Origin of the sequence: Pseudomonas sp. PDM25, from assembly GCF_019219045.1 — a bacterium.
Taxonomy (GTDB): Bacteria; Pseudomonadota; Gammaproteobacteria; order Pseudomonadales; family Pseudomonadaceae; genus Aquipseudomonas.
On the sequence record NZ_JAHUWL010000010.1, the window covers coordinates 243,735 to 267,997 of the forward strand.

The 24,263-nt window shown below is 59.6% G+C and carries 21 protein-coding genes; 13 read left to right on the forward strand and 8 right to left on the reverse strand.

Annotated elements, in window-relative coordinates; genetic code table 11:
* From KW848_RS20510 to gloB, 5 genes are all read right to left on the reverse strand, one after another.
* Positions 1–1,074, reverse strand: coding sequence for a microcin C ABC transporter permease YejB (locus tag KW848_RS20510; protein WP_008152088.1), 1,074 nt, complete (start codon positions 1,072–1,074; stop codon positions 1–3).
* A 4-nt stretch (positions 1,075–1,078) separates the two neighbouring features.
* The gene (locus KW848_RS20515) at positions 1,079–2,920 is read right to left on the reverse strand and encodes an extracellular solute-binding protein (RefSeq protein WP_218537896.1); all 1,842 of its coding nucleotides are present in this window, start codon (positions 2,918–2,920) and stop codon (positions 1,079–1,081) included.
* Entirely contained in the window at positions 2,917–4,749 is a 1,833-nt protein-coding gene (locus tag KW848_RS20520; RefSeq protein ID WP_218537897.1) for an extracellular solute-binding protein, read from the reverse strand. Before KW848_RS20520 ends, KW848_RS20515 begins: the two co-directional genes overlap by 4 nt.
* Positions 4,750–5,065: 316 nt before the next feature.
* Positions 5,066–6,520 carry a transglycosylase SLT domain-containing protein gene (locus KW848_RS20525; RefSeq protein ID WP_218537898.1) on the reverse strand — a complete coding sequence of 485 codons (1,455 nt, stop codon included), beginning with the start codon at positions 6,518–6,520 and terminating at the stop codon, positions 5,066–5,068.
* 99 nt (positions 6,521–6,619) lie between these two features.
* Positions 6,620–7,387 carry a hydroxyacylglutathione hydrolase gene (gene gloB, locus KW848_RS20530; RefSeq protein ID WP_218537899.1) on the reverse strand — a complete coding sequence of 256 codons (768 nt, stop codon included), beginning with the start codon at positions 7,385–7,387 and terminating at the stop codon, positions 6,620–6,622.
* Positions 7,388–7,452: 65 nt separating this feature from the next.
* Between gloB and KW848_RS20535 the strand changes: the two genes are divergently transcribed.
* The 5 genes from KW848_RS20535 to KW848_RS20555 all read left to right on the forward strand — a co-directional run bounded on the left by KW848_RS20535 (position 7,453) and on the right by KW848_RS20555 (position 12,828).
* Positions 7,453–8,211 carry a methyltransferase domain-containing protein gene (locus KW848_RS20535; RefSeq protein WP_134097126.1) on the forward strand — a complete coding sequence of 253 codons (759 nt, stop codon included), beginning with the start codon at positions 7,453–7,455 and terminating at the stop codon, positions 8,209–8,211.
* A gap of 92 nt (positions 8,212–8,303) precedes the next feature.
* Positions 8,304–8,756 (forward strand): ribonuclease HI, encoded by a 453-nt coding sequence (gene rnhA / locus KW848_RS20540; protein WP_008028618.1) that lies wholly within the window; start codon positions 8,304–8,306, stop codon positions 8,754–8,756.
* Positions 8,757–9,045: 289 nt separating this feature from the next.
* Positions 9,046–9,804, forward strand: a complete 759-nt coding sequence (gene dnaQ / locus KW848_RS20545) for a DNA polymerase III subunit epsilon (protein WP_074876294.1) — start codon at positions 9,046–9,048, stop codon at positions 9,802–9,804.
* A 139-nt stretch (positions 9,805–9,943) separates the two neighbouring features.
* The gene (locus KW848_RS20550; RefSeq protein ID WP_218537900.1) at positions 9,944–12,199 is read left to right on the forward strand and encodes an Orn/Lys/Arg decarboxylase N-terminal domain-containing protein; all 2,256 of its coding nucleotides are present in this window, start codon (positions 9,944–9,946) and stop codon (positions 12,197–12,199) included.
* A gap of 14 nt (positions 12,200–12,213) precedes the next feature.
* Positions 12,214–12,828 (forward strand): GNAT family N-acetyltransferase, encoded by a 615-nt coding sequence (locus tag KW848_RS20555; protein ID WP_218537901.1) that lies wholly within the window; start codon positions 12,214–12,216, stop codon positions 12,826–12,828.
* Here the strand turns inward: KW848_RS20555 and KW848_RS20560 are convergent.
* Positions 12,794–13,687: a LysR family transcriptional regulator gene (locus tag KW848_RS20560; RefSeq protein ID WP_218537902.1), complete on the reverse strand. Its 894-nt coding sequence runs from the start codon at positions 13,685–13,687 to the stop codon at positions 12,794–12,796. The genes KW848_RS20555 and KW848_RS20560 overlap by 35 nt on opposite strands.
* A gap of 88 nt (positions 13,688–13,775) precedes the next feature.
* Positions 13,776–14,036, reverse strand: a complete 261-nt coding sequence (locus KW848_RS20565) for a hypothetical protein (RefSeq protein ID WP_008152110.1) — start codon at positions 14,034–14,036, stop codon at positions 13,776–13,778.
* Positions 14,037–14,212: 176 nt separating this feature from the next.
* Between KW848_RS20565 and KW848_RS20570 the strand changes: the two genes are divergently transcribed.
* Together KW848_RS20570 and KW848_RS20575 are read left to right on the forward strand one after the other, a co-directional pair.
* Positions 14,213–14,773: an NADPH-dependent FMN reductase gene (locus tag KW848_RS20570; RefSeq protein ID WP_218537903.1), complete on the forward strand. Its 561-nt coding sequence runs from the start codon at positions 14,213–14,215 to the stop codon at positions 14,771–14,773.
* Between the two features lie 259 nt (positions 14,774–15,032).
* The gene (locus tag KW848_RS20575; RefSeq protein ID WP_111452308.1) at positions 15,033–16,316 is read left to right on the forward strand and encodes an arsenic transporter; all 1,284 of its coding nucleotides are present in this window, start codon (positions 15,033–15,035) and stop codon (positions 16,314–16,316) included.
* Between the two features lie 105 nt (positions 16,317–16,421).
* On the opposite strand, the gene KW848_RS20580 is transcribed toward KW848_RS20575, so the two are convergent.
* Positions 16,422–17,372: a DUF1853 family protein gene (locus KW848_RS20580; RefSeq protein ID WP_218537904.1), complete on the reverse strand. Its 951-nt coding sequence runs from the start codon at positions 17,370–17,372 to the stop codon at positions 16,422–16,424.
* 107 nt (positions 17,373–17,479) lie between these two features.
* On the opposite strand from KW848_RS20580, the gene KW848_RS20585 reads away from it, so the two are divergent.
* From KW848_RS20585 to pepN, 6 genes are read left to right on the forward strand one after another with little or no spacing between them, the layout of a single operon-like run.
* Positions 17,480–18,370, forward strand: coding sequence for an NAD(+) kinase (locus KW848_RS20585; protein WP_007906781.1), 891 nt, complete (start codon positions 17,480–17,482; stop codon positions 18,368–18,370).
* Positions 18,367–19,341, forward strand: coding sequence for a metallophosphoesterase (locus KW848_RS20590; protein WP_218537911.1), 975 nt, complete (start codon positions 18,367–18,369; stop codon positions 19,339–19,341). Before KW848_RS20585 ends, KW848_RS20590 begins: the two co-directional genes overlap by 4 nt.
* Complete coding sequence (locus tag KW848_RS20595; RefSeq protein WP_218537905.1) at positions 19,338–20,207, forward strand: rhomboid family intramembrane serine protease; 870 nt, start codon at positions 19,338–19,340, stop codon at positions 20,205–20,207. Before KW848_RS20590 ends, KW848_RS20595 begins: the two co-directional genes overlap by 4 nt.
* 33 nt (positions 20,208–20,240) lie before the next feature.
* Positions 20,241–20,501, forward strand: a complete 261-nt coding sequence (locus KW848_RS20600; RefSeq protein WP_008152127.1) for a YeaC family protein — start codon at positions 20,241–20,243, stop codon at positions 20,499–20,501.
* On the forward strand, positions 20,498–21,328 hold the full coding sequence (locus KW848_RS20605) for a DUF2797 domain-containing protein (protein WP_102614773.1): 831 nt from the start codon (positions 20,498–20,500) through the stop codon (positions 21,326–21,328). The genes KW848_RS20600 and KW848_RS20605 overlap by 4 nt, the downstream gene beginning before the upstream one ends.
* A 10-nt stretch (positions 21,329–21,338) precedes the next feature.
* Positions 21,339–23,996 carry an aminopeptidase N gene (gene pepN, locus KW848_RS20610; protein ID WP_218537906.1) on the forward strand — a complete coding sequence of 886 codons (2,658 nt, stop codon included), beginning with the start codon at positions 21,339–21,341 and terminating at the stop codon, positions 23,994–23,996.
* Positions 23,997–24,263: the final 267 nt, after the last annotated feature.

Consider the following 24,263-nt stretch of genomic DNA (forward strand, 5'->3'; position numbering starts at 1 on the left):
TCAATGCTCCCGGCTTTCGAAGTCGATGCGCGGATCGACAAAGGTGTACGTAAGGTCGCCGATCAGTTTCACCACCAATCCCAATAGGGTGAAGATGAACAGCGTGCCGAAGACCACCGGGTAATCGCGGTTGATCGCCGCCTCGAAACTCATCAGCCCCATGCCGTCGAGGGAGAAGATCACTTCCACCAGCAACGAACCGGTGAAGAAGATCCCGATAAACGCCGACGGGAACCCGGCAATCACCAGCAGCATGGCGTTGCGGAATACATGGCCGTAGAGCACGCGGTGGTTGGTCAGGCCTTTGGCCTTGGCGGTGACCACGTACTGCTTGTTGATTTCGTCGAGAAAGCTGTTCTTGGTCAGCAGGGTCATGGTCGCGAAGTTGCCGATCACCAGCGCCGTCACTGGCAAGGCCAGGTGCCAGAAGTAATCGAGCACCTTGCCGCCCATGCTCAACTCATCGAAGTTGTTGGAGGTCAGCCCTCTAAGCGGGAACCAGTCGAAGTAGCTGCCACCGGCGAACACCACGATCAGCAGGATGGCAAACAGAAACGCCGGGATCGCGTAACCGACGATGATCGCCGAACTGGTCCAGACGTCGAAGTGGCTGCCGTGTCGCGTGGCCTTGGCGATCCCCAGCGGGATCGACACCAGGTACATGATCAGCGTGCTCCAGAGCCCGAGGGAGATCGACACCGGCATCTTTTCCTTGATCAGGTCGATGACCTTGGCGTCGCGGAAGAAGCTGTCGCCGAAATCCAGCGTCGCGTAGTTCTTGATCATGATCCACAGCCGTTCCGGCGCCGATTTGTCGAAGCCGTACATGTGCTCGATTTCCTTGACCAGCGCAGGGTCCAGGCCCTGGGCGCCGCGATAGGCGGAACCCGCCACCGAGACTTCGGCACCGCCACCGGCAATGCGGCTGGTGGCGCCTTCGAAGCCTTCGAGCTTGGCGATCATCTGCTCTACCGGCCCGCCGGGAGCGGCCTGGATGATCACAAAGTTGATCAGCAAAATGCCGAGCAAGGTCGGGATGATCAGCAGCAGTCGCCGAAAAATATACGCCAGCATCTGATTACTCCGTGCCCGCAGGGTCGGCTTGCAGTTTGGTTTCGACTTCTACCGCAGGTTTGGCATCGGGCTTGACCCACCAGGTATTAATGCCGATGTCGTACTTGGGGGAGATTTTCGGGTGACCGATGTGGTTCCAATACGCCACGCGCCAGGTCTTGATGTGCCAGTTGGGGATCACGTAATAGCCCCATTGCAGCACGCGGTCCAGTGCGCGGGCGTGGGCCACCAGGCTTTTGCGCGAATCGGCGTTGATCAGTTGCTCGACCAACTGGTCCACCACCGGGTCTTTGAGGCCCATGGAATTGCGGCTGCCGGGTTTGTCGGCGGCGTCGGACATCCAGAATTCGCGTTGTTCGTTGCCCGGTGAATTGGACTGAGGGAAGCTGCCGACGATCATGTCGAAGTCCCGGGAACGCACGCGGTTGATGTACTGCGAGACGTCGACCCGACGAATCACCAGGTCGATGCCCAAGTCGCTCAGGTTGCGCTTGAACGGCAGCAGCACCCGCTCGAATTCGGTCTGGGCCAACAGGAACTCGATGGTCACCGGTTTGCCATTGGCGTCGACCATCTTGTCATCGACGATCCGCCAGCCTGCCTCTTGCAGCAGTTGATAAGCTTTGCGCTGCTGGGTGCGGATCATCCCGCTGGCGTCGGTCACCGGGTTCTGGAACGCCTCGCTGAACACCTGCTCGGGAATCTTGCCGCGGAACGGGTCGAGGATCGCCAGTTGATCGGCGTCCGGCAGGCCGCTGGCAGCCATTTCCGAGTTCTCGAAGTAACTGCGGGTGCGCGCGTAGGCGCCGTTGAACAGTTGCTTGTTGGTCCATTCGAAATCCAGCAACAGGGTCAGGGCCTGGCGCACGCGCACGTCCTGGAACACCGGGCGGCGCAGGTTGAAGACAAAGCCTTGCATGCCGGTGGGGTTGCCGTTGGGGATCTGTTCCTTGATCAACCGGCCCTCGGTGACGGCCGGGATGTTGTAGGCATTGGCCCAGTTCTTTGCGGCCATCTCGAGCCAGTAATCGAACTGCCCGGCCTTGAGTGCTTCCAGGGCCACGGTGTTGTCGCGGTAGTAGTCGGTGGTCATCACGTCGAAGTTGTAGAACCCGCGGTTGGCCGGCAGGTCCTTGCCCCAGTAATCCTTGACCCGTTCATAGCGCACCGAACGCCCGGCCTTGACTTCGCTGACCTTGTACGGGCCGCTGCCCAACGGCATTTCCAGGTTGCCCTTGGTGAAATCGCGCGTCGCCCACCAATGCTTGGGCAGTACCGGCAACTGGCCGAGGATCAGCGGCAGCTCACGGTTGTTGTTGTGTTTGAACTTGAACAGCACCGTCAGCGGATCTTCAGCGACCACTTCCTCTACATCGCTGTAGTAACCGCGGTACAGCGGCGCGCCGTCCTTGATCAGGGTCTGGAAACTGAACACCACGTCCTCGGCGCGCATCGGATGCCCGTCGTGGAAGCGCGCTTCGGGGCGCAGGTAGAAACGCACCCAGCTGTTGTCCGGGGCTTTTTCAATCTTGCCGGCCACCAGGCCGTACTCGGTGAACGGTTCATCCAGGCCCTGTTTGGCCAGGGTGTCGTAGATCATGCTGATGTCGTCGGCGGCGACACCCTTGTTGATGAAGGGATTGAGGCTGTCAAAGCCACCGAAACCGGCCTGACGGAAGATCCCGCCCTTGGGTGCGTCGGGATTTACGTAATCGAAATGTTTGAAATCGGCCGGGTATTTTGGCGGCTCGTTGTACAGGGTCAGGGCATGTTGCGGGGCGGCACAGGCCAGCCCGGCGAACAACAGACCGCTGGCCTGCAAGAGCAGGGTGCGTACGGGTTTCATCGATCTTTCTCCGAAGATTTCAGCCACCATGCGCTCAGGCCCAATGTGTAGGGCGGCGTGGTGACGAAGGCGAACCGGTTGCGGTAGGCCAGGCGGTGATAATTGAGGTACCAGTTGGGAATGATGTAGTGCTGCCACAGCAACACCCGGTCCAGGGCCTTGCCGGCGGCGACCTGTTCATCGCGGGTCTGGGCGGCGAGCAATTGTTCGAGTAAATGATCGACCACCGGATTGGCAATACCGGCGTAGTTTTTGCTGCCCTTGACCCCGACCTGGCTGGAGTGGAAGTACTGCCATTGTTCCAGGCCCGGACTGAGCGTCTGGTTGAGGGTCATCAGGATCATGTCGAAATCGAACTGATCGAGGCGTTGCTTGTACTGGGCGCGATCGACCGTGCGCAGCCGAGCGTCGATGCCGATGCTGGCGAGGTTCTCGACGTAAGGCTGAAGGATGCGCTCCAGGTTCGGGTTGACCAGCAGAATCTCCAAACGCAACGGTTGCCCGGCGGCGTTCTGGACGTGTTGGCCATTGAGCTTCCAGCCAGCCTCGGCAAGCAGGCCCAGGGCCTTGCGCATGGTTTCCCGGGGGATGCCGCGCCCTTGGGTCTGCGGCAGGCTGAACGGCTCGGTGAAGAGCTTGGCGGGCAACTGCTCGCGATACGGCGTCAGCATCAGCCATTCATGGCCGACCGGAAGGCCGGTCGCGGAGAACTCGCTGTTGGGGTAGTAGCTCATGGCGCGCTGGTAAGCGCCGCTGAACAGGGTGCGGTTGGTCCACTCGAAGTCGAACATCAGGCCCAGCGCTTCACGGACTTTGGTCTCGGAGAAGGCCGGGCGCCGGGTGTTCATGAACAGACCCTGGCTCTGGGTAGGGATCTGATGGGGGATTTGCGCCTTGATGACGTCGCCGCGCCGCACTGCCGGGAAGCTGTAGCCGTTTTCCCAGTTCTTCGCCTGGTGCTCGATATAGATGTCGAATTCGCCGGCTTTGAAGGCTTCGAACGCGACGTCGCTGTCGCGGTAGAACTCGACTTCCATGCGGTCGAAGTTGTATTTGCCGCGATTGACCGCCAGGTCCTTGCCCCAGTAATCCTTGACCCGTTCGAAAATGATCCGCCGCCCCGGCTCTACCGAGGTGATGCGATACGGCCCGCTGCCCAGCGGCGGTTCGAAGGTGGTGGCCTTGAAGTCGCGACCTTTCCAGTAATGCTGGGGCAGCACCGGCAATTCGCCCAGGCGCAGGATCAGCAACGGATTGCCGGCGCGCTTGAAGACGAAACGGATGCGCTGCGGACTGAGGATGTCGACCCGCGACACTTCCTGAAGGTTGGTGCGGTATTGCGGATGGCCTTCCTTGAGCAGCAAACGGTAGGAAAACGCCACGTCATAGGCGGTAATCGGCGTGCCATCGTGGAAACGTGCTTCGGGGCGCAGATTGAACACCACCCAGCTGCGATCTTCGCTGTATTCCACGGATTGGGCGATCAGGCCATAGCTTGAGGTGGGTTCATCGCCGGACGGCGCGTACTGGCCGGTGCCGACCATCAGCGGTTCATTGAGCTCGTTGATGCCGTATTGCAGGAAATTCGGCGTGGAAACCGGGCTTGAACCCTTGAACGTGTAGGGGTTAAGCGTATCGAAGGTGCCAAACGCCATCACCCGCAACGTACCGCCCTTGGGCGCTTGCGGGTTGACCCAGTCGAAGTGGGTAAATCTGGCCGGGTACTTGAGCGTGCCGAACTGCGCATAACCATGGCTTTCGCTGATCGTCGCGCTTGCGGGGGAGCTCAAGGCCAGGCTGATCAGGAGCAGGAGGAGGGGACACTTCAAGTCAGGGATCCGATCCAGGCGGCTTGGGCTTTGTGGCCCGTACAGTAACAGCTTGTATCGACAGGAAAAAGACGGGACTTAATGCGGGGTTAATTGCGCAAGCAGACCCCTTTAGCAGCAGGCGAAGTGTGGTGAGGGGATTTATCCCCGTCGGGCTGCGAAGCGGCCCCACCAGTTCATTCGCAACACGCACTTACAGGATTAACGACTGCTGCGCAGCCGAACGGGGATAAATCCCCTCGCCACACTTCGCCTGTTGCTACAAGGTTCTTCGCAACTGCAGGCCAAAAAAAGCCCCTGAAATCAGGGGCTCATTTTAGCGAGGGGAAGCCACCGTCAGCATCTGGCCAGGCTTCAGCGCCTGGCCAACACGTGGGTTCCAGCGCTTGAGGTGCTGCATTTCAACGTTGAAACGCTTGGCCACCATGTACAGCGAATCGCCTTGCTGGACCTTGTACTGGGTCTGCGGCTTCTGTTGGTCAGCTTTACTGTTTGCTTTGCTGTTCGCCGCCACGACGGTGTTGACCCGGCCGCTGCTGCGCTTGGCGGTGTCCTGCATGACCAGTGTCTGGCCGGCCTTGAGGTTCTTGCCGGTCATCTTGTTCCAGCGCTGCAGGTCCTTGACGTCGACCTTGTTGGCCTTGGCGATGGCGGCCAGGTTGTCGCCGCGTTTGACGCGGTAGGCACGTTTGAGGCCGGCGATTTCGGAGTCGTCCGAGCCTTCGAAGACCGGCTTGAGCGACTTCTTGCTGATCAACTCTTCAGGACGCATGGTCGACAGGCTGGCAGTCAGCAATTGCGCCTTGGACGTTGGCACCAGCAAATGCTGTGGGCCATCGATGGTGGTGCGCTGCTTGAAGGCCGGGTTGAGCTGGAACAGTTCGTCTTCGTCGATGTTAGCCACCGCGGCGACCTTGGACAGGTCCATGCGCTGGTTGATTTCGACGACCTGGAAGTACGGTTCGTTGGCGATCGGGTTCAGGTTCACGCCGTAGGCTTCAGGTGCCAGCACCACTTGCGACAAGGCCAGCAGCTTCGGCACGTAGGCCTGGGTTTCGGCCGGCAGCGGCAGGTTCCAGTAATCGGTCGGCAAGCCGAGCTTTTCGTTGCGCTCGATGGCCCGGCTGACCGTGCCTTCGCCGGCGTTGTACGCCGCCAGGGCCAGCAGCCAGTCGCCGTTGAACATGTCGTGCAGGCGGGTCAGGTAATCCATGGCCGCGGTGGTCGAGGCGGTGATATCGCGACGGCCATCATAAAATCGGGTTTGACGCAGGTTGAAGTAACGCCCGGTGGAAGGGATGAATTGCCACAAGCCAACGGCGTCGGACCGGGAATAGGCCATCGGGTTGTAGGCGCTTTCAATCACTGGCAGCAGCGCCAGTTCCAGCGGCATGTTGCGTTCTTCAAGGCGTTCGACGATGTAGTGAATGTAGAGGCTGCCGCGTTCGCCGGCGTTTTCGAGGAAGGACGGGTTGCTGGCGAACCACAGGCGCTGTTGCTCGATGCGCGGGTTGACGCCCAGGTTGTCCTGCAACTGGAAGCCCTGGCGCATGCGCTCCCAGACATCTTGTGGAATTTGTGGAGTCGGTTTTTCGCTGAGCCAGATTGGTTTCTGCTTGGCCCGGGCGGCGATGTTCGGAGTGTGTGCCGCGTCGGTCTGTGGCACATGGCTTGAGCAGCCCGCCAGAGTGGCGGACACAGCCACCGCAATGGCTTGAGCCAAGCGGGTCAATGCGTCTGAATTGATGGCTTTACGAATAGATGACGACATTGGCTGGAAGTAAGTTCCGGGCAAAAATGTCGGGCGATTCTAGAAAGCGCACCCCCTGCGGTCAACCATTCAGAATTTTTGTACCAGCATGATGGCTACTTAGAACTTATCTTTCCAAGCACGCAGAGCAGCAAAAACCGCACTCGGAGCCCGGTTTTGGGTTCCATTCCGTTCGTCCACTTTTTCTTTAACGGATGTTTCGTCGACACGCAAAAACGGGTTGGTAAGCTTTTCAAGCGCCAGAGTAGAGGGCAGCGTCATGATTCCGGCTTCACGTTGTGCGGTGACTTTTTCCAGACGTGCGGCGGTGTCCGGATTGCCCGGTTCGACCGCTACGGCAAACTTCAGGTTGCTCAGCGTGTATTCGTGAGTGCAGTAGACCTGCGTATCTTCAGGCAGCGCGGCCAGGCGGGTCAGTGAGGCATGCATCTGCTGCGGCGTGCCTTCGAACAAGCGCCCGCAACCGGCGGCGAACAGGGTGTCGCCACAAAACAAATGGCCCTGGTGATAAAAGGCAATGTGTCCGAGGGTATGGCCCGGTACGTTGATGACATCGAAGTCCCAGCCCAGCACGCTGATGCGGTCATTGTCCCTGAGTGCCACGTCCCGCGCCGGGATGTTTTCAATGGCCGGGCCATAGACTGTCGCGTCTGTCGCTTTTTTAAGCTGCTCGACGCCGCCGACGTGGTCATGATGATGGTGAGTGATCAAAATATCACTCAACACCCAACCCGGATGCGCGGCGAGCCAGGCCTGTACTGGCGCGGCATCGCCCGGATCGACCACTGCGCAGCGCTGGGTGCGGTGGTCTTGTAATAACCAGATGTAGTTGTCGGTGAAGGCGGGCAGGGCACTGATCTGTATCATCGTCGGATTCGCCAAGCGGAAAACAATGGCGCATCTTAGAACTTCCTGGCGCGTTGGAGAATGCAATGACCGATAAAGCGTTCGCTCAGGCTGATCCTGAATGGCTGACATTGATCAGCGCGGCCCGTGAATGGCTGTCCGGCCCTATCGGGCAATTTTTGCTGGACGAAGAACGTCGCATGCTCGAAGACGAGTTGGGGCGGTTCTTCGGTGGCTACCTGGTGCATTACGGTCCGTCGGCCCAGACGCCGCCATCGGCGCCGCAAGTGCAGCGCAATGTGCGGCTCGGCGCGCCGTTGCCGGGTGTCGAGATCGTCTGCGAAGAGCAGGCGTGGCCTTTGAGCGAGCATGCCGCCGATGTGGTGGTGTTGCAGCATGGGCTGGATTTCTGCCTGTCGCCCCACGGTCTGCTGCGCGAAGCGGCGAGCAGCGTGCGGCCTGGCGGGCATCTGCTGATCGTCGGGATCAACCCTTGGAGCACCTGGGGCTTGCGTCACGTTTTTGCTCACGACGCCTTGCGCAAGGCTCGCTGCATCTCCCCCTCGCGAGTCGCTGACTGGTTGAACCTGCTGGGCTTCGCGCTGGAGAAACGCCGCTTCGGGTGCTATCGTCCGCCGCTTGCGTCACCCGCCTGGCAGGCTCGTCTGGCCGGTTGGGAGCGCAAGGCCGGTGACTGGCAACTCTCGGGTGGCGGCTTCTATTTATTGGTTGCGCGCAAGATCGTGGTGGGCCTGCGTCCCGTCCGTCAGGAACGGCGCGAACCGATGGGCAAGCTGATTCCATTGCCGATGGCCAAGGTCAATCGTCGCCGCATCGATCCGTAAGACACTTTTTATTTTCCCGGCCGGGTTTGTCCCGGCCTCGGGCATCGTCGATCACCGATCGGCGAGCCACCGCATTTTCTGGATAGATTGGCATGAGCGATAGCGTAGAACTCTTCACCGACGGCGCCTGTAAAGGCAACCCTGGCCCTGGCGGCTGGGGCGCTTTGCTGGTGTGCAAGGGCGTTGAAAAAGAACTGTGGGGCGGCGAAGCCAATACCACCAACAACCGCATGGAGCTGATGGGCGCGATCCGTGGCCTTGAAGAGCTCAAGCGCTCCTGCGACGTGCTGCTGGTCACCGACTCGCAGTATGTGATGAAAGGCATCAACGAGTGGATGGACAACTGGAAGAAGCGCGGCTGGAAAACCGCTGCGAAAGAACCGGTGAAAAACGCTGATCTGTGGAAGTTGCTGGATGAGCAGGTCAATCGCCACAACGTCACCTGGAAATGGGTGCGCGGGCACATTGGCCATCACGGCAACGAACGCGCCGACCAACTGGCCAATCGTGGCGTGGATGAAGTGCGCGGTTACAAACAGGCTTGATTCCGGCTCTACCGATGCACCGCGTCATCGCTCTTCGCGAGCAAGCCCGCTCCCACATTTCATCGAGTTCTTCCATGAGAATACGGTTGAATGTGGGAGCGGGCTTGCTCGCGAAGGCCGCGACTCGGTGCTCCGGCCAGGGGCCATCGCGGGCAACCCCGGCCCTCAAGAAATCACAACATCAAAATCGCGGCGGCCTGTGCTGGTCTGAATACCGGTCGTTGACGCTCTCGCGAGCGTGTTAATATCGCCGCTTTTGCACGAATGACCCGTTGAGAGCTGAGCACTGATGGCCACCAGATCCGTTGTACTCGATACCGAAACCACCGGCATGCCGGTGACCGACGGCCACCGGATTATCGAAATCGGTTGTGTCGAGTTGATCGGTCGGCGCCTGACGGGCCGGCATTTCCACGTTTACCTGCAACCGGACCGCGAGAGTGATGAAGGCGCCATTGGCGTCCACGGCATCACCAACGAATTTTTGGTCGGCAAGCCGCGCTTCACTGAAGTGGCCGATGAGTTCTTTGAATTCATCAAGGGTGCGCAGCTGATCATCCATAACGCGGCGTTCGACGTTGGCTTCATCAACAACGAATTCGCCCTGATGGGCCAGCACGATCGTGCGGACATCACGCAGCACTGCTCGATCCTCGATACCCTGATGATGGCCCGGGAACGTCACCCGGGGCAGCGCAACAGCCTCGACGCCTTGTGCAAACGCTATGGCGTCGACAACTCCGGTCGTGAACTGCACGGCGCCTTGCTCGACTCCGAGATCCTCGCCGACGTTTACCTGACCATGACGGGCGGCCAGACCAGCCTGTCCCTGGCCGGTAATGCTTCCGATGGCAATGGTTCCGGGGAAGGTGCGGACAACTCCGCCACCGAGATCCGCCGCCTGCCGGTCGATCGTCAACCGACGCGTATCATCCGTGCCAGCGAGGATGACCTGGCCCAGCACATGGCACGCCTGGAAGTCATCGCCAAATCCGCCGGCGCTCCATCGCTCTGGCAGCAACTGGCTGAAGCCAAGGCTCAGGCGTAGCGCTGCGATTTTTGATCTTGATCAAGCGTAACGCGCCTGATGACCCATTTCAGTGCATCACACTCGCCACATGCGCTCGAACCCTCTACCCTGAGGTGATTGGCGGACCACGGTCTGCCGCCTCAGGACACTGAGCCCCATGTATAAAGATTTGAAATTCCCGGTCCTGATCGTCCATCGCGACATCAAGGCCGACACCGTCGCCGGTGATCGCGTGCGTGGCATTGCCCGGGAGCTGGAGCAGGAAGGCTTCAGCATTGTCTCGGCGGTGAATTACACCGAAGGGCGACTGGTCGCTTCGACCCATCACGGTCTTTCCTGCATGTTGATTGCAGCTGAAGACGCCAGCACTCACTCTCATCTACTGCACAACATGGCCGAGCTGATCGGCCTGGCGCGGGTGCGTGCGCCCGACCTGCCGATCTTCGCGCTGGGTGAGCAGGTGACCCTGGAGAACGCTCCGGCCGACGCCATGGCTGAACTCAATCAGCTGCGCGGGATTCTTTATCTGTTCGAAGACACTGTGCCTTTTCTGGCCAGGCAGGTCGCTCGAGCGGCACGCAAATATCTGGATGGTCTGCTGCCGCCGTTTTTCAAAGCGCTGGTGCAACACACGGCCGACTCCAATTATTCCTGGCACACACCCGGCCATGGCGGCGGTGTGGCGTACCACAAGAGCCCGGTGGGTCAGGCGTTTCACCAGTTCTTCGGGGAAAATACCCTGCGTTCCGATTTGTCGGTGTCGGTGCCGGAACTCGGTTCTTTGCTCGACCACACCGGTCCGCTGGCAGAAGCCGAGGCCCGTGCGGCCCGCAATTTCGGCGCCGATCACACTTTCTTTGTGATCAATGGCACCTCGACCGCCAACAAAATCGTCTGGCATTCGATGGTCGCTCGCGATGACTTGGTATTGGTGGATCGCAACTGCCACAAGTCGATATTGCACTCGATCATCATGACCGGCGCCATTCCGCTGTACCTGTGCCCGGAGCGCAATGAGCTGGGGATCATCGGCCCGATTCCATTGAGCGAATTCAGTCGCGAATCGATTCAGGCCAAGATCGACGCCAGCCCGCTGACCAAGGGCCGGGCGCCCAAGGTCAAGTTGGCGGTGGTGACCAATTCGACGTACGACGGCCTCTGCTACAACGCTGAGCTGATCAAGCAGCAACTAGGCAACAGTGTCGAGGTCTTGCACTTCGATGAGGCCTGGTACGCCTACGCGGCGTTTCACGAGTTCTTCGCCGGACGTTACGGCATGGGCACTTCCCGCAGTGAAGGCGGCCCCCTGGTGTTCACTACCCATTCCACCCACAAACTGCTGGCGGCGTTCAGCCAGGCGTCGATGATTCACGTCCAGGACGGCGGCGCGCGGCAGCTGGATCGGGATCGCTTCAATGAAGCGTTCATGATGCACATCTCGACCTCGCCGCAGTACAGCATCATCGCTTCGCTGGATGTGGCGTCGGCCATGATGGAAGGCCCGGCCGGGCGATCGCTGTTGCAGGAAATGTTCGACGAAGCGCTGAGTTTCCGCCGGGCACTGGCCAATTTGCGTCAGCACATCGCCGCTGACGATTGGTGGTTTTCCATCTGGCAGCCGCCGTCGGTGGAAGGCATCGACCGCGTGATCACCGACGACTGGCTGCTGCAACCCGACGCCGACTGGCATGGCTTTGGCGGCGTGACCGACGATTACGTGCTGCTTGATCCGATCAAGGTCACGTTGGTGATGCCGGGCCTGACGGCAGGCGGCGCCCTTAGCCAGCGCGGGATTCCGGCGGCGGTGGTCAGCAAGTTCCTTTGGGAACGTGGGTTGGTCGTTGAAAAGACCGGGCTGTATTCGTTCCTGGTGTTGTTCTCCATGGGCATCACCAAGGGCAAATGGAGCACGCTGCTGACTGAGTTGCTGGAGTTCAAGCGCAGCTACGATGCCAATGTCAGCCTCGCGACGTGCCTGCCGTGCGTGGCACAAGAGAATGTCACGCGCTATCAGGGCATGGGGTTGCGCGATTTGTGCGATCAACTGCACGCCTGCTATCGCAGCAATGCCACGGCCAAACACCTGAAACGCATGTACACAGTGCTGCCGGAAATCGCCATGAAGCCGTCTGACGCCTATGATCAATTAGTGCGTGGCGAGGTGGAAGCAGTATCAATCGATGCTCTGGATGGGCGGATCGCCGCGGTGATGCTGGTGCCGTATCCGCCGGGGATTCCGTTGATCATGCCCGGCGAGCGTTTTACCGAGTCGACACGCTCGATCATCGATTACCTGGCGTTTGCCCGCACGTTCGATAGCAGCTTCCCGGGGTTTGTCGCTGATGTACACGGATTGCAACACGAAGACGAGGGCAATGGACGGCTGTATACCGTTGATTGCATCAAGGAATGAGGACCTTTCCCAGTATGCAACCGATCATGAATCCGAAATACCCAGGGCTGTCGGTGCGCGTTGCCGACGATGGTTTTGCAGCCTACATCTGGGGCAGTGATTTCAGTTTTGAAGTCGCAGACTACGGCGCCGCCGAAATCGGTAAACCGGTGGAGCAGTGGCCGGTGACGCCGATCACGCCCTATCGCAAGTGCTACGGCATTGATCCCGAGGAATTCAGCAGCTTCCGTGATGCCGCTGACAGCGCGATTTTCATGGCTTATCTCGATGATGAGCCCGTGGGTCACCTGGTGGTCAGCACCAACTGGAACGGCTTTGCCCATATCGACGAGTTGGCGGTGCATGCGCCGGCGCGCCGTCATGGTGTGGCCAAGGCGTTGCTGGATGTGGCGCAGTTCTGGAGTCGCAAAAAGAAACTGCCGGGCATCATGCTCGAAACCCAGAACAACAACCTGGGGGCCTGCCGGCTTTATGAGCGCCGCGGTTACGTCTTGGGCGGAATCGATCACCTGCGCTATCGCGGGATCGATCCGAACACCGCCGAAGTGGCACTGTTCTGGTATCGATTGTTCGATAATCCGCTGGAAACCCCGCCTAGTTCGCCAACATCGCCACGGCTTGTTCCGTGATGATGCCCAGCAATGCCTGAACCGCTGGCGATGGCTCGCCGTTCTTGAGGGTCAAGGCATACAGGCTGATCGGCACGGCCGGCGCCAGCGGGCAGGCATCCAGCCCGGCCGATTTCGCCCCGAGGGCGGTGAAAGGGTCGACGATGGCCAGACCTTCACCGGCCTCGACCATGCTGCGCATCATCTGGTGAGTCTGTACCCGGGTTTGAATGACCGGGGCAGGGCGCAGGGCATGCAACTTGTTTTCCAGCGCCGGGCTCAGCGGATCATGACCTTCCAGGCCCACCATCGATTGGCCGGCCAAGTCTTGCAGCGAGATGTACTTTTGTTTGGGTTGCAACCAGCCGTGGGGTGCCAGCAGCTGAAGTTTGCCTTGGGCGATCACCTGGCAATGAATGTCGGCGTGATCGGGGTCATGCAGGCTCAGGCCCAGATCGCTTTCACGCAGCAGCAGGTGTCTGACGATCTCGCGGGTAGGTTGACTCAGAAGGGTGCACGGCGCGTCAGGAAGGCGTCGGCGCAGGGCGGCAACGCTCTGTGGCAATAGCTGCTGTGCCAGGGGCGGCGTGCAGACGATCCGCAAGGGCGGAGCCTGATATTGCTTGAGGCTGTTGGCCAGCCGCTGAACCGGCTCGAGCGCTTCATAGATATGGGTGATCTGGACCTGCAACTCCCGCGCCTCGCGCGTGGCCTGCAAGCGTCCACGCACGCTGGAAAACAGCATGAAACCCAACTGATCCTCGGCGTCGCGCAGAATCCCTTCGACTTCAGCCACAGGCAACTGCAGCCATTCGGCGGCGGTGCCCAGGTGACCGGTCTGCAGGAGCGCCTGGATCACTTCGATATGACGTAAACGCATGCGTGAAGTCCATGTTCAGCAGGTGAGGGAGTCAGTGGCTGAATCCTAACTCAAGTGCGCGCATATGACTTCTGCTCATAACACGGGGTTATGAAGCGATGGTAGTTTCCGGCCGGCTGCCGACATAGGTGTCAGGCTCGCGCACGATGGTCACGTCCGATTGCACCAGCAGAAATTGGTTGTCATCGAGCTTTTTGACGCGATCGCCAATGGCCAATTTGTAGGTGGTGACAGGCACCGAGCCAGTGAGACCGTCTGCCGACGGGGTGGATTCCTGGAACTCATGCACGGAATAAACGCGGCCTTCCGCGTCTCTTGCATGGAACTGACCGACGAGTACTGCTGCCATCTGCTTAGAACCTCTGGGGATAAATCACTCAATTTGCGGCTCTGTAGACCGTGGTTGGGCGAGGTAAGTTTTCCTACAGGAAAAAAATAGTCAGGGGCGGCGTTTTTCAGTCGCCCACGGGTTGAATCGTCATCTATAACTACAAACTCTTTCCATCGGACAGTCGAGAATCTTCCATGAGCAACGTCTATACGATCGCTGTACTGGTCGGCAGCTTGAGAAAGGAATCGATCAATCGCAAGGTGGCGCTGGCCCTGGCCAAGCTGGCGCCTGCCAATCTCAAACTGGTTATCGTCGAAATCGGCGATCTGCCGCTCTACAACGAGGACATCGATGGTGCTTCACCGCCGGCAGCCTACAGCACTTTCCGGCAACAAGTGAGCTCATCCGACGCGGTGCTGTTCGTGACCCCCGAATACAACCGTTCGGTGCCTGCGCCGATGAAGAACGCGATCGATGTGGGTTCGCGTCCCTATGGCAAGAGTGTCTGGAGTGGAAAACCTGGAGCAGTGATCAGTGCTTCGCCGGGCGCTATCGGTGGTTTTGGCGCCAACCATCACCTGCGCCAGTCCATGGTGTTCCTGGATGTGCCGTGCATGCAGCAACCGGAAGCCTATCTGAGCGGTGCCGGTTCAGCATTCGACGAGGCGGGTAACCTGTCCGAGTCACTCAAACCGTTTTTGCAAAAATTCATCAATGCTTATGGTCTTTGGGTCGAACAACACAAGAAGGAATGACAAATCCTGCGTAGGAGCAAAGCTTGCTCACGATGGCGGTGTTTCAGTCGGCATTGATCTGACTGACACACCGCCATCGCGAGCAAGCTTTGCTCCTACAAGGGTTCGGCTACAAATCATTGCGCACCGATCTGTCGTAGCAGCTGGTATGTATGGACTCGCCCTTGGTGCGTTTAGGCGCAGGGGAGCAAATTTGGACTTTACTCCGTTCGTGTGTTGCGGCTGAATCGCGGTTTGTTTTCTGACAAGGCTGCACTGCATGCTGATCGCATCGTTGATTTTCCTGCTGACCATCACCTTGGTGATCTGGCAGCCAAAAGGCCTTGGCGTTGGCTGGAGTGCGGTATTCGGCGCGGTCCTTGCGCTGATTTTCGGGGTCGTACACCTCAGCGACATCCCGCTGGTGTGGCAGATTATCTGGAACGCCACCGGAACCTTTGTCGCGCTGATAGTCATCAGTCTGCTGCTGGACGAGGCGGGGTTCTTTGCCTGGGCGGCGTTGCATGTGGCCCGTTGGGGGCGGGGCAGCGGACGCAAGCTGTTTGCTTATATGGTGCTGCTCGGTGCGTTGGTGTCGGCGTTGTTCGCCAACGACGGGGCAGCGCTGATTCTCACACCCATCGTGATTTCCATGCTGCTGGCGTTGCGCTTTTCCCCGGCGGCGACACTGGCGTTCGTCATGGGCGCCGGTTTCATCGCGGACACAGCGAGTTTGCCGTTGGTGGTGTCGAACCTGGTGAACATCGTTTCCGCTGACTTTTTCCACATCAGTTTCAATCGTTACGCGGCGGTAATGATCCCGGTCAACCTGGTAAGTGTTGCGGCGACCCTGGCGATGCTGATGTGGTTTTTCCGTCGTGACATTCCCAAGGACTACGACCCCGAGCAACTGGCGCATCCGGCTTCAGCGATCCACGACCACGCCACGTTTTATGCCGGTTGGGCCGTGTTGGTGATTCTGCTGCTCGGCTGCTTCGCACTGGAACCGCTGGGGATTCCGATCAGTGCCATTTCTGCGGTGTGCGCGGTGTTGCTGCTGGCCATTGCCGCCCGTGGTCACAAGATTTCCACGCGCAAAGTCATTAAAGAAGCGCCGTGGCATATCGTGATTTTCTCGCTGGGCATGTACCTGGTGGTGTATGGCCTGCGCAACGCGGGGCTCACGGGGTATCTGGCCGGTTGGCTGGATGGTTTTGCCGGTTACGGCGTGTGGGGCGCGGCCATGGGCACGGGCGTGCTGACGGCGCTGCTGTCGTCGATGATGAACAATCTGCCAACGGTGCTGATTGGATTGCTGTCGATCGATGCCAGCCAGGCGACCGGGGTGGTGAAGGAAGCGATGATCTACGCCAACGTCATCGGCAGCGACCTGGGGCCCAAGATTACGCCGATTGGCAGCCTGGCGACCCTGCTGTGGTTGCATGTGCTGGAGCGCAAGAGTATCCGGATTGGCTGGGGGTATTACTTCAAGGTCGGGATTGTGCTGACGGCGCCTGTTTTGCTGGTGACGTTAGCGGCTTTGGCATTGCGGTTATCGGTTTAGACCGCGTCGGCTCCTTCGCGAGCAAGCCCGCTCCCACAGAGGACTGCATTTCAACCTGTGGGAGCGGGCTTGCTCGCGAAGAGGCCAGGGCAGCCACCACACCTCTCAGCCATTACCGGGCACATTCGGCCAAAGATCCGCCACCAGAAACAGCCGCTCGGCTTCTTCCCAATCACCCTGGGCGTTTTCTGTGAGTCGCACCAGCAACTGCGCCGGGGCCAATGGCTCCAGGTCGCTGAGCCAGGCATTCAGCTGTTCAGTGCTCCAGGTCTGCTCCACCGGATAGTGAGCCGGCGCCAGCCAGGCATGGCGGGGCAGGGGTTGCCAGCGACCGAATGGGCGTTGCACGACAAAGTCTGCCCAGTCCTTCTGGTGCAGCCAGCTACCGCGTAAATGTTGGGGATGTGCACCATTCGGTGGCTCGGCCTGTCCCGGCCACGGATACAGCAAATAGCCGCCCAGCCACAAATGTGCACTGAACTGCTGGATATCCAGCGCCGCCAATACTTCGCGGCTCTCCGGGCGCGCCGAAATCGGTAATTGATGCTGCGTCAGATGGGCCAGTTTGCGGTCCAGCCGATCGTGGCAACCGGGGCCGAGCCACTGCGCCGTGTCGTGTCCGTCGCCATTTTGTGGGCCAAGGTAAAGTTTGATCGCCAGTTCCAGATGATGCACGCCATCACGATCGCGCAGCAGCATGTCCAGCTCACCCAGCGTGTGGCCTTCGCGGCGGATCGGCATGTTGGCGGCAATCAGGTCGATGCCCGGTGCGTGTCGCACGGCGTATTGCCAGAGGCGTTCGTAGTACAAGCCCAATCGCCGGGTTCGAGCCTGCGCCAGCCAGTGCAGCAAGTCATAACTGTCACGATCCAATTGCCGCAACCACAATTCGAGCCGTTCCGGTGCCTGCACCCAGTCACTGCCGGTCAGCGGGTGACGCTGCGGCCACGTCGTGACGCCGAGCATCGGCGGCGCGAGGATGACCCACGCCAGGTCGCGCACTTCGGGGTGGCGCAACTGGTGGGGCAACTGCAGCAAATCTGGAAATAGGATCATCTTGCGAGCATAGCCTCAATCGTGAGTACACCGTTGTGGCTGAAAGGATTTTGTCTATCCCGCGCTTTCGCCCATAATCGTGTTTTTCGCCGTCGCGCAGGAACCTCATGGAGCAATTTCGTAATATCGGCATCATCGGTCGCCTGGGCAGTTCGCAGGTGCTGGATACCGTCCGCCGACTGAAACGGTTTCTGCTCGATCGTCACCTGCACGTGATCCTCGAAGACACCATCGCTGAAGTCTTGCCGGGTCATGGCTTGCAAACCTCGTCGCGCAAGATGCTCGGCGAAGTATGTGACATGGTGATTGTGGTCGGTGGTGACGGTAGCCTGTTGGGCGCCGCTCGTGCGCTGGCCCGACACAATATTCCGGTGCTCGGCATCAACCGTGGCAGCCTGGGTTTCCTGACCGATATTCGCCCCGATGAGCTGGAAGTCAAAGTCGCCGAAGTGCTCGACGGCCACTATCTGGTGGAGAACCGTTTCCTGTTGCAAGCCGAAGTCCGCCGTCACGCCGAGGCCATCGGTCAGGGCGACGCGCTGAATGACGTGGTGCTGCACCCCGGCAAATCGACGCGGATGATCGAATTCGAGTTGTACATCGACGGCCAGTTCGTCTGCAGCCAGAAGGCCGACGGCCTGATCGTCGCCACGCCGACCGGTTCGACCGCCTACGCGCTGTCGGCAGGCGGGCCGATCATGCATCCCAAGCTCGACGCTATTGTGATTGTGCCGATGTACCCCCATACCTTGTCGGGCAGGCCGATTGTGGTCGATGGCAACAGTGAGCTGAAAATCGTCGTGTCCAAAGATATGCAGATTTACCCGCAAGTCTCCTGTGACGGGCAAAACCATTTCACCTGCGCGCCGGGTGACACCATCACCATCAGCAAGAAAGCCCAGAAGCTGCGGCTGATTCACCCACTAGACCACAACTATTATGAAGTCTGCCGGACCAAACTCGGCTGGGGCAGCAAGTTGGGTGGTGGAGGCGACTGATGCTCGATCCCGCGCGAAGCTACGACCTGATCGGTGACGTGCACGGTTGCGCTCTGACCCTTGAGCACTTGCTTGACCTGCTCGGTTACCGAAAACACGCTGGCGTCTGGCGGCATCCGTCGCGCATGGCGGTGTTCGTCGGCGACATCATCGACCGCGGCCCGCGGATTCGCGAAGCGCTGCACATCGTTCACGACATGGTCGAAGCGGGTCAGGCGCTGTGCATCATGGGCAACCATGAATTCAACGCCCTCGGCTGGAGCACGCCGGCGCCTCCGGGCAGCGGCAAGCAGTTCGTGCGCGAACACACCCCGCGCCATGCCCGTTTGCTGAACGAAACGCTGACCCAATTCGAAGACCATCCGGCGGACTGGCATGACTTCCTGCAATGGTTCTATGAGATGCCATTGTTCGTCGATGCCGGGCGTTTCCGCGTGGTGCATGCCTGCTGGGATGCGGGCCTGATTGAACCCTTGCGCGCGCTATTCCCCAACGGTTGCGTCGATGAACATTTCCTCCAGGCCTCGGCCGTACCGGGCAGTTTCGCCTGCACCGTGTTCGACCGCCTGCTGCGCGGCACTGACATGCGCTTGCCTCATGGTCTGACAATGACCAGTGGCGATGGCCTGACGCGTTCGTTCTTTCGCACCAAGTTCTGGGAAGACGACCCGCAAACCTACGGAGACATTGTGTTCCAGCCCGACGCCTTGCCCGAACCCGTGGCCCGGACGCCGCTGTCGTCCACTGAAAAAAACACCTTGCTGCGCTATGGCGTCGATGAGCCATTGTTGTTCGTGGGCCATTACTGGCGCAGCGGCAAACCGGCGCCGATCCGGCCGAACCTGGCCTGTCTGGACTACAGCGCGGTGCTTTACGGCAAATTGGTTGCCTATCGTCTGGACCAGGAAACCCGCCTCGACCCGCATAAATTTGTCTGGGTCGATGTCGAGCGGCCGGAGGTGCTGCGATGAGTGCCGTTGCTGTTTTACGGCTGCCGCTGGCGGTGGACTTGAGCGGGTTCGTCAAACTGTTGCAGCGCATGCAGGTGCCGCACCGGGTCAGCGAAGAGGCGGGCGAGCAAGTGCTGTGGGTGCCGGCCAGCATCAGCGAAGACGTGCGTGTGTTGTACGAACGTTTCCCGGCCGGTGATCCCGATCAACAGCTGGACATTCCGGTGGCGCAAACCATAAAGCGCCCAGGTTTCGTGGAGCAATTGCGCCACGCCAAGGCGACAGCGTTCGTGTTGCTGCTGAGCCTGTTTGTCGGCGCGGTGACGCTGCTGGGCGAAAACCTCGACACGATGCGCTGGCTGACCTTCCTCGATTTTCGCGTTGTCGGCGAGTACATCCACTTCGTGCCATTGGCTGACAGCCTGGCGGCGGGGCAATGGTGGCGTCTGGTGACACCGATGCTGATCCACTTCGGCATCCTGCACCTGGCCATGAACGGCATGTGGTACTGGGAACTGGGGCGACGCATCGAGTCGCGCCAGGGCAGCATCAACCTGATCGGCCTGACCTTGCTGTTCGGCCTGGTCTCGAACTACGCCCAGTTTGTTTTCAGTGGTCCGACGCTGTTTGGCGGGTTGTCCGGCGTGCTGTACGGCTTGCTCGGGCATTGCTGGATCTTTCAGCTGTTGTCGCCAAACCCGGCTTATCGCCTGCCGCGCGGCGTGCTGGTGATGATGCTGGTGTGGCTGCTTCTATGCCTGTCCGGGCTGGTCTCGATGATCGGCTTCGGTGAAATTGCCAACGCGGCCCACGTCGGCGGGTTGCTCGTCGGATGCTTGACCGGCTTGTTGGGTGGTTTGTACAACCGCCGTAAACTGGCCGCCTAACCAGTTATATCAATAAAGAGCGCGGAGCCCTTGATGTCCTCTTTTAACGAAATGATCAACAACATCACCCCTGATATCTACCAGAGCCTGAAACTGGCGGTGGAAATCGGTAAATGGTCCGACGGTGGCAAACTCACCGCCGAACAACGCGAACTGTCGCTGCAAGCGATGATCGCCTGGGAAATCCAGAACCTGCCCGAAGACCAGCGCACCGGTTACATGGGCGTGCAGGAGTGCGGCTCCAAGTCGATCGAAGTGCCGAATATCCTGTTCAAATCGGATGCCGTCCATTGATCGAGATTGGTCGCGGTGCAATCAGCAAAATGTCGGCGCGCCTTGACGGGCCGAACGTGCAGTACGCGTTTCGTCTGGATGACGTCGAGGTCCCGGTCAATCCATTGATCGGCACCACGGTGCGCCTGGAATACCTGGGGGCGATTCATTGCACCCATTGTGGACGCAAGACCAAAACCAGTTTCAGTCAGGGTTACTGCTACCCGTGCATGACCAAACTGGCCCAGTGCGACATCTGCATCATGAGCCCGGAGCGTTGCCACTATGACGCTGGCACCTGCCGTGAGCCGGAGTGGGGCGAGAAGTTCTGCATGACGGATCACATTGTCTATCTGTCCAACTCTTCGGGGGTGAAGGTCGGGATTACCCGCGCCACCCAGCTGCCGACCCGATGGATCGATCAGGGCGCCCGTCAGGCCTTGCCAATCATGCGTGTCTCGACCCGTCAGCAGTCGGGCTTCGTCGAAGACCTGTTCCGTAGTCAGGTGGCAGACAAGACCAACTGGCGTGCGTTACTCAAGGGCGATGCGGTGTCGGTCGACCTGGCGCAGGTTCGTGATCAGTTGTTCGACAGTTGCGCCGAAGGACTGCAAAGTTTGCAGGAACGATTTGGCCTACAGGCGATCCAGACTATTGCCGATGTAGAAACGCTCGAAATCCGCTATCCGGTCGAGCAATATCCAGCCAAGATCGTCAGCTTCAACCTGGACAAGAATCCGATCGCCGAAGGCACGCTGTTGGGAATAAAGGGCCAGTACCTGATTTTCGACACCGGCGTAATCAATATTCGTAAATACACGGCCTACCAGCTCGCCGTGCATCAGTAAGGACTCCAGCATGCGCACCGAACAACCGAAGATGATCTACCTGAAGGACTATCAGGCGCCCGAGTACCTGATCGACGAGACGCACCTGACCTTCGAGTTGTACGAGGACCACAGCCTGGTCCATGCGCAACTGGTGATGCGCCGCAATCCCGAGCGTGGCCCGGGCCTGCCGCCGCTGGTGCTGGATGGCCAACAGCTAGAATTGCTGTCGGTCAACCTGGCCGACATCGAGTTGACCGCCGCCGACTATCAGTTGACGGAAAACCACCTGACCCTGCACCCGACCAGCACCACCTTCACGGTCGACACCAGCGTCAGGATCCACCCGGAAACCAACACCGCGCTGGAAGGCCTGTACAAATCCGGCACGATGTTCTGCACCCAGTGCGAGGCCGAAGGCTTCCGCAAGATCACCTATTACCTCGACCGTCCGGACGTGATGAGCACGTTCACCACCACGGTGGTTGCCGAGCAGCACAGCTATCCGGTGTTGCTGTCCAACGGCAACCCGATTGCCTCAGGTCCCGGCGAAGACGGCCGGCACTGGGCGACCTGGGAAGATCCGTTCAAGAAACCTGCCTACCTGTTCGCGCTGGTGGCTGGTGATTTGTGGTGCGTCGAAGACACCTTCACCACCATGACCGATCGCTCCGTGGCGCTGCGCATTTATGTCGAGCCGGAAAACATCGACAAGTGCCAGCACGCCATGAACAGCCTGAAGAAGTCCATGCGCTGGGACGAAGAGGTCTACGGTCGCGAGTACGACCTGGACATCTTCATGATCGTCGCGGTCAACGACTTCAACATGGGTGCCATGGAGAACAAGGGCCTCAACATCTTCAACTCCAGCGCCGTGCTGGCCCGTGCTGAAACCGCGACCGACGCCGCGCACCAGCGGGTCGAGGCGATCGTTGCCCACGAGTACTTCCACAACTGGTCGGGCAACCGCGTGACCTGCCGCGACTGGTTCCAATTGTCGCTGAAGGAAGGCTTCACCGTGTTCCGCGATTCAGGCTTCTCCGCCGACATGAACTCGGCCACGGTCAAGCGCATCCAGGATGTGGCGTACCTGCGCACCCACCAGTTCGCCGAAGACGCCGGTCCCATGGCTCACGCCGTACGCCCGGACAGCTTCATCGAGATTTCCAACTTCTACACCCTGACCGTGTACGAAAAGGGTTCGGAAGTGGTCGGCATGATCCATACCTTGCTCGGCGCCGAAGGCTTCCGCAAAGGCAGCGACCTGTACTTCGAACGCCATGACGGCCAGGCCGTGACTTGCGACGACTTCATTAAAGCCATGGAAGACGCCAACGGTGTCGACCTGACCCAGTTCAAACGCTGGTACAGCCAGGCCGGCACACCGCGTTTGGCGGTCAGCGAGTCCTACGACGCGGCGGCGAAAACCTACAGCCTGACGTTCCGCCAGAGCTGCCCGGCAACCCCGGACAAGGTTGAGAAGTTGCCGTTCGTGATTCCGGTCGAATTGGGCCTGCTGGACGCCAAAGGCGCGGCCATTGCGTTGCGTCTTTCCGGTGAAGCCAGCGCTCAGGGCACTTCACGGGTCATTTCGGTGACCGAAGCGGAGCAGACATTCACCTTCATCGACATCGCGCAACAGCCATTGCCTTCGTTGCTGCGTGGCTTCTCGGCGCCGGTGAAACTGAGCTTCCCGTACAACCGCGATCAACTGATGTTCCTGATGCAACACGACAGCGACGGTTTCAACCGCTGGGATGCGGGTCAGCAATTGTCGGTTCAGGTGCTGCAAGAGCTGATTGCCCAGCAGCAAAAGGGCGAGAAACTGGTGCTGGATCAGCGCCTGGTTTCTGCCTTGCATACCGTGTTGTCGGACGAGACGCTGGATCAGGCGATGGTCGCGGAAATGCTCTCGCTGCCGGGCGAGGCGTATCTGACCGAGATCAGCGAAGTGGCTGACGTTGACGCCATTCACATCGCTCGCGAGTTTGCTCGCAAGCAATTGGCAGAAAGTTTGTTCGAGGCGTTGTGGCTGCGTTATCAGGCCAATCGCGATCTGTCGAAGAAAACCCCGTATGTAGCCGAGGCCGTGCATTTCGCTCGTCGCGCGTTGCAGAACATTGCGCTGTCGTACCTGATGCTTAGCGGTAAACCGGAGGTGTTGGTGGCGACGCTTGAGCAGTTCGAGGCCAGCGACAACATGACCGAGCGCCTGACGGCGTTGGCGGTGTTGGTCAATTCGTCGTTCGAAGACGAGAAAGCCAAGGCCCTGGCCAGTTTTGCCGAGCATTTCAAGGACAACCCGTTGGTCATGGATCAGTGGTTCAGCGTCCAGGCGGGCAGCGTGTTGCCTGGTGGTCTGGAGCGGGTCAAGGCGTTGATGCAGCATCCGGCGTTCAATATCAAGAACCCGAACAAGGTGCGGGCGCTGGTCGGGGCGTTTGCCGGGCAGAACCTGATTAATTTCCATGCGGCGGATGGTTCGGGTTATCGGTTCCTCGCGGATCTGGTGATCGAGCTGAACGGGTTTAATCCGCAGATCGCTTCTCGGCAGTTGGCGCCGCTGACTCGCTGGCGCAAGTATGACGATGCGCGTCAGGCGTTGATGAAAGGTGAGCTGGAGCGGATTCGCGCTTCGGGTCAGTTGTCGAGCGATGTGTTCGAGGTGGTCAGCAAAAGTCTGGCCTGACTTTGGCGTCTCCCTTGGGGTTCACTCGGACCCTGTGGGAGCGGGCTTGCTCGCGAAGGCGGCCTGATAGCCGACCGGGATTTTTGATGGTGTATATATCCATTCCTGCGGTAACGGCCACTTAGGGTTTCGCCCTTACGGCCAGCCCTTTCAAGGTCTTCGTTTAAACTCTCCCAAAATTCCAGTCAGGGTGACGAAAACGATGTGGGCAGAAGTTCTAGCGCGGTTTGAGCAAAAGACGCCGGCCAGTGTCATGACCAAGTTGAT

Bases quoted from the DNA above. Each gene is read 5' to 3' on its own strand.
- KW848_RS20510 (WP_008152088.1), bottom strand. From the start codon at position 1,074: ATGCTGGCGTATATTTTTCGGCGACTGCTGCTGATCATCCCGACCTTG.
- KW848_RS20515 (WP_218537896.1), bottom strand. From the start codon at position 2,920: ATGAAACCCGTACGCACCCTGCTCTTGCAGGCCAGCGGTCTGTTGTTC.
- KW848_RS20525 (WP_218537898.1), bottom strand. From the start codon at position 6,520: ATGTCGTCATCTATTCGTAAAGCCATCAATTCAGACGCATTGACCCGC.
- gloB (WP_218537899.1), bottom strand. From the start codon at position 7,387: ATGATACAGATCAGTGCCCTGCCCGCCTTCACCGACAACTACATCTGG.
- KW848_RS20535 (WP_134097126.1), top strand. From the start codon at position 7,453: ATGACCGATAAAGCGTTCGCTCAGGCTGATCCTGAATGGCTGACATTG.
- rnhA (WP_008028618.1), top strand. From the start codon at position 8,304: ATGAGCGATAGCGTAGAACTCTTCACCGACGGCGCCTGTAAAGGCAAC.
- dnaQ (WP_074876294.1), top strand. From the start codon at position 9,046: ATGGCCACCAGATCCGTTGTACTCGATACCGAAACCACCGGCATGCCG.
- KW848_RS20550 (WP_218537900.1), top strand. From the start codon at position 9,944: ATGTATAAAGATTTGAAATTCCCGGTCCTGATCGTCCATCGCGACATC.
- KW848_RS20555 (WP_218537901.1), top strand. From the start codon at position 12,214: ATGCAACCGATCATGAATCCGAAATACCCAGGGCTGTCGGTGCGCGTT.
- KW848_RS20560 (WP_218537902.1), bottom strand. From the start codon at position 13,687: ATGCGTTTACGTCATATCGAAGTGATCCAGGCGCTCCTGCAGACCGGT.
- KW848_RS20565 (WP_008152110.1), bottom strand. From the start codon at position 14,036: ATGGCAGCAGTACTCGTCGGTCAGTTCCATGCAAGAGACGCGGAAGGC.
- KW848_RS20570 (WP_218537903.1), top strand. From the start codon at position 14,213: ATGAGCAACGTCTATACGATCGCTGTACTGGTCGGCAGCTTGAGAAAG.
- KW848_RS20575 (WP_111452308.1), top strand. From the start codon at position 15,033: ATGCTGATCGCATCGTTGATTTTCCTGCTGACCATCACCTTGGTGATC.
- KW848_RS20580 (WP_218537904.1), bottom strand. From the start codon at position 17,372: ATGATCCTATTTCCAGATTTGCTGCAGTTGCCCCACCAGTTGCGCCAC.
- KW848_RS20585 (WP_007906781.1), top strand. From the start codon at position 17,480: ATGGAGCAATTTCGTAATATCGGCATCATCGGTCGCCTGGGCAGTTCG.
- KW848_RS20595 (WP_218537905.1), top strand. From the start codon at position 19,338: ATGAGTGCCGTTGCTGTTTTACGGCTGCCGCTGGCGGTGGACTTGAGC.
- KW848_RS20600 (WP_008152127.1), top strand. From the start codon at position 20,241: ATGTCCTCTTTTAACGAAATGATCAACAACATCACCCCTGATATCTAC.
- pepN (WP_218537906.1), top strand. From the start codon at position 21,339: ATGCGCACCGAACAACCGAAGATGATCTACCTGAAGGACTATCAGGCG.